Here is a 6596-nt window from a genome sequence, read left to right on the forward strand (position 1 = left end):
GACGTCAAATGCAACGAATTTCATCTTTGCATTACACGTTTTTAACTAACGTGGTCTCTGCTTGCTGCTTGCTGCTTGCTGCTTGCTGCTTGCTGCTTGCTGCTTGCTGCTTGCTGCTTGCTGCTTGCTGCTTGCTGCTTGCTGCTTGCTGCTTGGGCTCGTCCTGCCCCCAAGGTGTTGAGCCAAGGCCTGTATCGGAATATGGGCCTTTTCTTTTTCTACGCCATGCTCATTCACAATCCTCTTGCCAAAAGCGCTGTATCGGCTTCTAGCGGGAGATTTGATCCTTTGCGTCTTAATTCATTGACAGCATGCAAGATGATCATATTGGTCTGACCAAGATCGTTCATCACTGACCATTCAATAACTCGATAAACCATGGCAGGAACGGAAGGGTCAACCAAGCAGACGAGCCAGCCGTCTGCGCGCCACTCCAGAAAAGATTTTACTGGAGGATCCAGTGCCTCTAGCCGCGCTCTGAGACTATCCATAGCGAACCCCGTGACAGGTGTGCCAATTAGCAGGCTAGACGACAATGAGTAGCACGCAATCAGATGACGCGCGAATTCTATGGCCTGATCTGCTATCCCTTTTATCCTGCAAAGCGGTGAGGCACGCATCGGCGGCTAGGACATCAAGGTCATCGCAGATCCAAATGTCTGATCGACACAGGGAAGCACGGGTCCCGCAGCCAGCGGACGCGCTCGATTAAGGCTGGTCGAGAAAGACGGTTTCGGCGATCAGTTGCTGGGCCTAAGGTAGCTATGGGGTCGAAAGACTCCGCTTCTGAGCGGCTGCTTTTGGCCCTGGTCTCAACTGATCTGCGCACACATCTGGATGCCATCCGAGATTTTCTCGCTTTGTGCTTCGCCACGCCGCCAGCGCAGGCGGTGTTCCAGCGCCTGTAAGCCAACGCCTCCATGGCATCCTGGGATATGCAGAGCGCCGTGCAGGGTCAGGATGTGGCGGCCGCCGCCGGATTGGGCCGCGCGCAGGTACCGGTCTGGCTGCTGTATGGCGAAAAGGACGCCCTCGTACGGCCAGAGCCATCCATCGCCCGGGCCCAGGCGCTGAATCCGCGCGTCACGGTCACGCGCTACGCTGAATTGGGGCACGCGCCGTTCCTAGAAGAGGCCTCGCGCTTCAATCAGGACTTGGCAACCTTCGTCGACCGCGTAGAGAGACGCTAGCCATGACTGTCTCCGATTTCCCTGGTTTCGAGCGGCTCTGCGTGGACACCTCGTAGGCAGCCTCCGCGGTGTAATCGGCGGCCAGCGCCCGGCCGTTCTGCTGTTGCACGGATATCCCCAGACTCACCTCGCCTGGCGCCGCGTTGCCCCGGAGCTTGCCCGGACGTATCGCGTGGTGGTGCCTGATCTGCCGGGCTACGGCGCCAGCCGTCAGCATAACAAGGAGTCTCGCTGGACCAAGCGACGCGTAGCGGCGGCCCTGCTGGAGCTTATGGACGCCCTCGGGCTTAGGACCTTTGCCGTGGTTAGCCATGACCGCGGCGCTCGCGTCGGCTACCGACTGGCGCTGGGCCATCCGGCTCGAGTCGAGCGCTATGCGGCGCTCACCGTGGTGCCCACACCAGAGGTGTGGGAGTCCTTCGACCGAGCGCACGGGCTGGCGAATTTTCACTGGACCTTTCTGGCTCAACCGAGCGACCTGCCCGAGCGCCTTCTGGCGGGCAATCCCGATGCCTTTATCGACCAGGCGCGGCGCGCATGGCGGGTGGGCTTGAATGCGTTGAGCCGCATGCGTTGGCAGCCTATCGCGAGGCCTTTCGCGATCCTGCAGTGCGCCGAGCGATCTGCGAGGACTACCGCGCCGGCGCCGACGAGGACTTGGTGGACGATCTCGCGGACCAGGCTCGGGGCCGGCGTGTGGATTGCCCGCTGCTCATGCTTTGGTCGGCGGCCCAGGTCACCGGCGAGTTGCCTACGGCGATATAGCGCCGGTGGGCGCGGAACGTTCGCGGACAGACCCTACCAGGCGGTCATCTGCAACCGGAGGAATCTCCTACCGAAGTGTTCGCCTCGCTTCCGCCCTTCCTCGGTGAGCATTACCTATTCAAATAACGCCTGAACTCGGGCCAATGCATCGTCCACTACGAAATCCGGCACACCTTCGACGCGCTTGGCGCCACGAGCTTCCAAGTCAGCTGAACGGATCTGGTTGCAAAGGATCACGCCCTGCGTTTCGGTACCGGCACCCGTCAAGGTGACAGCAAAACCTGCATAGCGAGCGAAGTCACCTCCCTGGGTGATGGGAGCAATCACTGCAAGGCCAGTCGCGTTATACGCAGCCGGCGTCAGGATCAGCGCCGGGCGGAAGTCACCTTGCTGTTCACGACCGGCAGTAGGGTTCAGGTTTACGCGCACGATATCGCCGCGACCATACTTCGCTCGCTTCACGCTTCACGTCCCACCGGCTGCATGGCGTTCCAAGCGGCAAGTTCAGCCGGCTCCGACGCGTTCAAATCGCACTTGGCCATGAGTTCCGCAAGCTTGTAATGAGGCTTGGGTTTGGTGGGCTTGAGAGTCAACGCATCAGGCGTCACATCAAGGCTCAGCACATAGCCAACGCTCAAGCTCATTTGCTTGAGCACGGCAGATGGCAAGCGGATCGCCGCACTATTACCCCACTGCTGAATTTTCACTTCCACATGGACCTCCTGACGTATATACACCGTAGATATACCTCAGTGTAGCCCGGGCAGGGAGTAGATACAACGTATCTACGTTACTAGTCTCTGCGACAAAGCTGTCACATCAAGGCTGAGGTCAAACAGCCTATTCACAATGATGTAAACCAAAACCGTCGCTGCCGTGAACAAACAATCCACATCTACCTTGCACTCGGCGCGAGGTACGTACGCGGGGTGGCACCTCTTGGCCCCTGCCGGATCAGTCAGAGACGGACGCCATGCTGAACACGTTCAGTGACCCGCAGATTGGCTCGGCGCTCGGCATCGTCCAGCCCATAGTCAACAAATTGCGTCGGGACTGCGGTATCCCGTCGACTCGCGGCGCCCCGAGCTGGACAGCCAAATTGCAGGCGCTGCTACCACGCTTATCCGATGAGGCCTCGGCAGCCCGCGCCGGCTGCGGCCTGGTGCAGATCCAGGCAATCCGCTGCGGCGAGCAGGTTCTCACGAACAAGACATCCCTCAGGGAGATTGCGGAGCTGCTGGGCGTCTGGTCCGATGAAGACCTGGCGGCGCAGCATGGAGGGACTTCAGCCCGCAAGGCCAGCGCCCGTCAGCGGCGCGGTATCGCCGTGCGCGAGCGAGCGCCTGAAGCACCAGTCGATTCGGTGCGATAATGACCACTCTCCTCCACTACGTCACCGCCGCCTAATACCGATGCAGTTTTCTTCCAGCCTCCTCGCCCCTCACCAGCTCGAAGCCCGCGCCTGCATCCTGGACGGATTCAAGCGGCGCGCCCGGCTGCAGGTGCATATGGCGTGCGGGACGTGAAAGACTCGGCTCGCACAGGGGGTTGCCGCAGCGCTCGGTGCCCGCAGTATCGTCATCTTCCTACCCTCGCTCGCCCTGGTCAGCCAGACGCTGCAGGCCTGGGCGGGTAACGCGGAGTTGGATCTGGAACGCGTGCTGTGCGTCTGCAGCGATGAGAGCGTGGCAATGCTCGACGATGAGCACGAGGTGCTCGAGGATCTGCCGGTTGCGGTCACTACCTCGCCGGAGGAGATCGCGCTGAAGGTCGGTACCCTAGGTCGAGACGTGATCGTACTGGGCACCTATGCCAGTGCCCCTACCCTCGCCCAAGGTCTTCCACCAGGCTTCGCGTTTGACCTAGGGATCCTGGACGAGGCGCACAAAACGGCGGGCGCCGCCGGCCGCCGCAACAGCTTCGCCCTGAACGATCACCCTACCCTGCGGATCAACCGGCGCCTTTTCTTCACCGCGACACCGTTGGCTATCGCCGAAGAGGAGGGTCCGGCTGGGGCGGGGCCGACTCACTCCATGACGGATGAGGCGGTCTTCGGTCCGGTCGCCTAAGAGCTCAGCTACTCCGCCGCCGTCGCCGTAGGCATCATCTGCGATTTCCGCGTCATCATTTCCGTGGAGGAAGTGGACGACGAGCAGCTCGCCGCAGCACTGGATGATGAGGAGCGCCGCTACGCGGTGCACGCCCAGGAGTTGCTGCGGGCTATGACCGACGTCGGCGCCCGCAAAGCCTTCGCTTTTTATTCCCGTATCTCGCAGTCGAAGCGCTTCGCGACGGCGCTGCGTGAAGCCGTCGGCGAGAGCGAGTTCTGGGCCCGTCACATCGACGGCTCTTTCCCCTCATGGCAGCGCCCGCGACTGCTGCACCAGTACGGCCGGGCCCCGCGCGCGGCGCTGTCCTGTGCTCGCTGCCTAGCTGAAGGGGTGGATGTGCCGGATACTGATCTGGTCGCCTTTATGCATCGTCGGGAAAGTCACGTCTACATCGTCCAGGCGCTGGGCCGCGCAGTGCGCAAGGCACCAGGCAAGCGCTACGGCTATGTGCTTATTCCCCTGCGCCTAAAGCGCAGCTCCAGTGAATCGCTCGTCCAGGCCGTGGCGCGCAGCGACATGTCCACGGTCTGGCGGACCCTGGCGGCGCTCGCCGAGCAAGACGACGCCATGCTCAACGAGGTTCATCGCGCCGCAGTGGACCAGGGCGAAACCGGAAAGGCTGCCTCCCCCGGCTGGTTCAACAAGCTGCACGTCATCGCGCCTTTAGGCCGTCCCGACGCCGGCGACTGGGCCGCTAGCCTCAAAGCTTTGCTTTCGACGGAGCTAGTAGGGCGCATTGCCGGCAGTTGGCCGCGCTATTACGGCCTCCTGCGTGCCTTCGTGGCTGACCGTGGCCATGCCCGGGTGGCCCGAAGCTACCGAACACCCGGTGGGCATACCCTGGGCGCCTGGTGCTCACGCCAGCGTGCGCTTCACCGACTAGGCCGGATAGCGCCCAACCGTGCCGAGCAGCTGGAGGCCGTTGGCTTCGAATTTGATCCGCGCGAGCACGCTTGGGAGCGGGGGTATGAAGCCTTGCGCAGTTACATGGCGGAGACGGGATCGCCCTCCCCTGCCGCTGACGTCGTCACTGCAGACGGCGTTGCCCTGGGCCACTGGTGCAGCGAGCAGCGCAAGGCCTATCGCCTCGGTCGGCTGGCGCCGCGCAAAAAAACGTTGCTTGAAGCGCTGGGCTTCACCCTGAGCCCATTCGATGACGCCTGGGAGAAACGGTATCAGGCGCTCGTGGCGTTCAAGGAGCAGCACGGCCAACTGCGTGTTGCCCAACGCCAAGTGCTCGTCGACGGTACCGACCTGGCGGACTGGTGCCGAAACCAGCGAAGTCGTCAGATCGACCTGTCCAGACGAGATCGGCTGGCCGCCCTTGGCTTCGACTTCGACGCTGGGGTGCTGGATGCCCGCTGGGAAGCCGCCTATGTCGCGCTGAAGGATTTCTGCGCTCAGTATGGCCATGTGAATGTACCGCTCGACTATGTGCTGCCCGATGGGACAGCGCTTGGTACCTGGGTAGGGAATCAGCGTGCGCGCTACCGCGACGGGCAGATGGACCAGCAACGCATTGAGCTTCTGAACCAGCTGGGCTTCGTGTGGGAGGTGTTCGGCGCAGCATTCGACCAAGGCCTGCAGCACCTAGAGAAATTCAAGGCGGAGCATGGCCACTGCGATGTGGCGATTGCATACGTCAGCGTAGATGGTTACAAGCTCGGCAGGTGGTGTTCAAACCAGCGGACACGACTGAAAAGCCGCGCAGGTGATGATGATCACCTACGCCTAGTAGCACTCGGTTTTAGCTTCGATCCCGCTGAAGACGCGTGGCGAGCGTACTTTTCTGAAGTTGTGACGTACATCAATCGCAACCGTAGCACGAGCTTGCCTGCCAAGTACGTGACTGATAGTGGAATGAAAATCGGGGCGTGGGTTTCTCGGCAGCGAACCTTGGCTAGGACCAATAAGCTCTCCTTAGAGAAACGTGAAAAGCTTTTTGCTTTGGGTTTACTCGACTGACCTCGATGCCTAGCTAACTTCCTACTACTAGGACTGCATGATGCTCCTGCCTACAACGGTGCGAATCGGTTCCGTCGTGCCGCAGCTGATACAGGGCAAGCATACCGTCCGGCTCTCCCCCTGCTCAGGGGCAATCGAATGTCCTTTGGCCGGAAGAATTTCAAACCATACGCATCGTGCTTAGCCAAATATATGCTTAAGTGCTTACATGCGTAAGCGCGTACGCATGTAAGCACTTACGTGGATGGTTTGAATTGGTTGCCGCCCAGTTGGCAATGCAGGGAGCCGGCCCGCAATTGCTGCACCAGCGCACGTGCTGAGCTCTATCGTACGTAATTGGTGGACACCAACGCGTGCTCTGCGTGAGCACGCTAATGCGTGCTTAAGCACTTACGCATATGAGTACTTGCGTGCTTCTTAACTGCTCGCCGGCTTTCTTGTCATCAGGACGAGCTTCGGTGCTTGTTATGCTGAACGGTTGAGAGGCTACGCCCTACTTAGGCACGCAGGTAAGCAGGTAAGCAGGTAAGCAGGTAAGCAGGTAAGCAGGTAAGCAGGTAAGCAG

7 protein-coding genes and 1 pseudogene are annotated in these 6596 nt (G+C 60.8%); 6 read left to right on the forward strand and 2 right to left on the reverse strand.

Features of this window, described 5'->3' with window-relative positions:
* Window positions 1-920: 920 nt before the first annotated feature.
* The 3 genes and pseudogenes from ACUCV0_RS23765 (at window position 921) to ACUCV0_RS23775 (ending at window position 1955) form a co-directional block, all read left to right on the forward strand.
* On the forward strand, window positions 921-1190 hold the full coding sequence (locus tag ACUCV0_RS23765; protein WP_482213898.1) for an alpha/beta fold hydrolase: 270 nt from the start codon (window positions 921-923) through the stop codon (window positions 1188-1190).
* A 103-nt stretch (window positions 1191-1293) separates the two neighbouring features.
* Window positions 1294-1752: pseudogene (locus tag ACUCV0_RS23770) on the forward strand (alpha/beta fold hydrolase); the annotation flags it as partial.
* Window positions 1753-1763: 11 nt separating this feature from the next.
* Window positions 1764-1955 (forward strand): hypothetical protein, encoded by a 192-nt coding sequence (locus ACUCV0_RS23775; protein ID WP_256664656.1) that lies wholly within the window; start codon window positions 1764-1766, stop codon window positions 1953-1955.
* Window positions 1956-2069: 114 nt separating this feature from the next.
* Here ACUCV0_RS23775 and ACUCV0_RS23780 read toward each other — a convergent pair whose 3' ends face one another.
* Both ACUCV0_RS23780 and ACUCV0_RS23785 read right to left on the reverse strand, forming a co-directional pair.
* Window positions 2070-2417 (reverse strand): type II toxin-antitoxin system ChpB family toxin, encoded by a 348-nt coding sequence (locus tag ACUCV0_RS23780; RefSeq protein ID WP_158896954.1) that lies wholly within the window; start codon window positions 2415-2417, stop codon window positions 2070-2072.
* Window positions 2414-2668 (reverse strand): AbrB/MazE/SpoVT family DNA-binding domain-containing protein, encoded by a 255-nt coding sequence (locus ACUCV0_RS23785; RefSeq protein WP_158896953.1) that lies wholly within the window; start codon window positions 2666-2668, stop codon window positions 2414-2416. Before ACUCV0_RS23785 ends, ACUCV0_RS23780 begins: the two co-directional genes overlap by 4 nt.
* A gap of 260 nt (window positions 2669-2928) precedes the next feature.
* On the opposite strand from ACUCV0_RS23785, the gene ACUCV0_RS23790 reads away from it, so the two are divergent.
* From ACUCV0_RS23790 to ACUCV0_RS23800, 3 genes are all read left to right on the forward strand, one after another.
* Complete coding sequence (locus ACUCV0_RS23790) at window positions 2929-3327, forward strand: hypothetical protein (protein WP_158896952.1); 399 nt, start codon at window positions 2929-2931, stop codon at window positions 3325-3327.
* A gap of 271 nt (window positions 3328-3598) precedes the next feature.
* On the forward strand, window positions 3599-4024 hold the full coding sequence (locus ACUCV0_RS23795) for a hypothetical protein (protein WP_482213899.1): 426 nt from the start codon (window positions 3599-3601) through the stop codon (window positions 4022-4024).
* Between the two features lie 72 nt (window positions 4025-4096).
* Window positions 4097-6031, forward strand: coding sequence for a helicase associated domain-containing protein (locus tag ACUCV0_RS23800; protein ID WP_482213900.1), 1935 nt, complete (start codon window positions 4097-4099; stop codon window positions 6029-6031).
* Window positions 6032-6596: the final 565 nt, after the last annotated feature.

It is taken from the genome of Pseudomonas sp. VMV1, assembly GCF_056790235.1.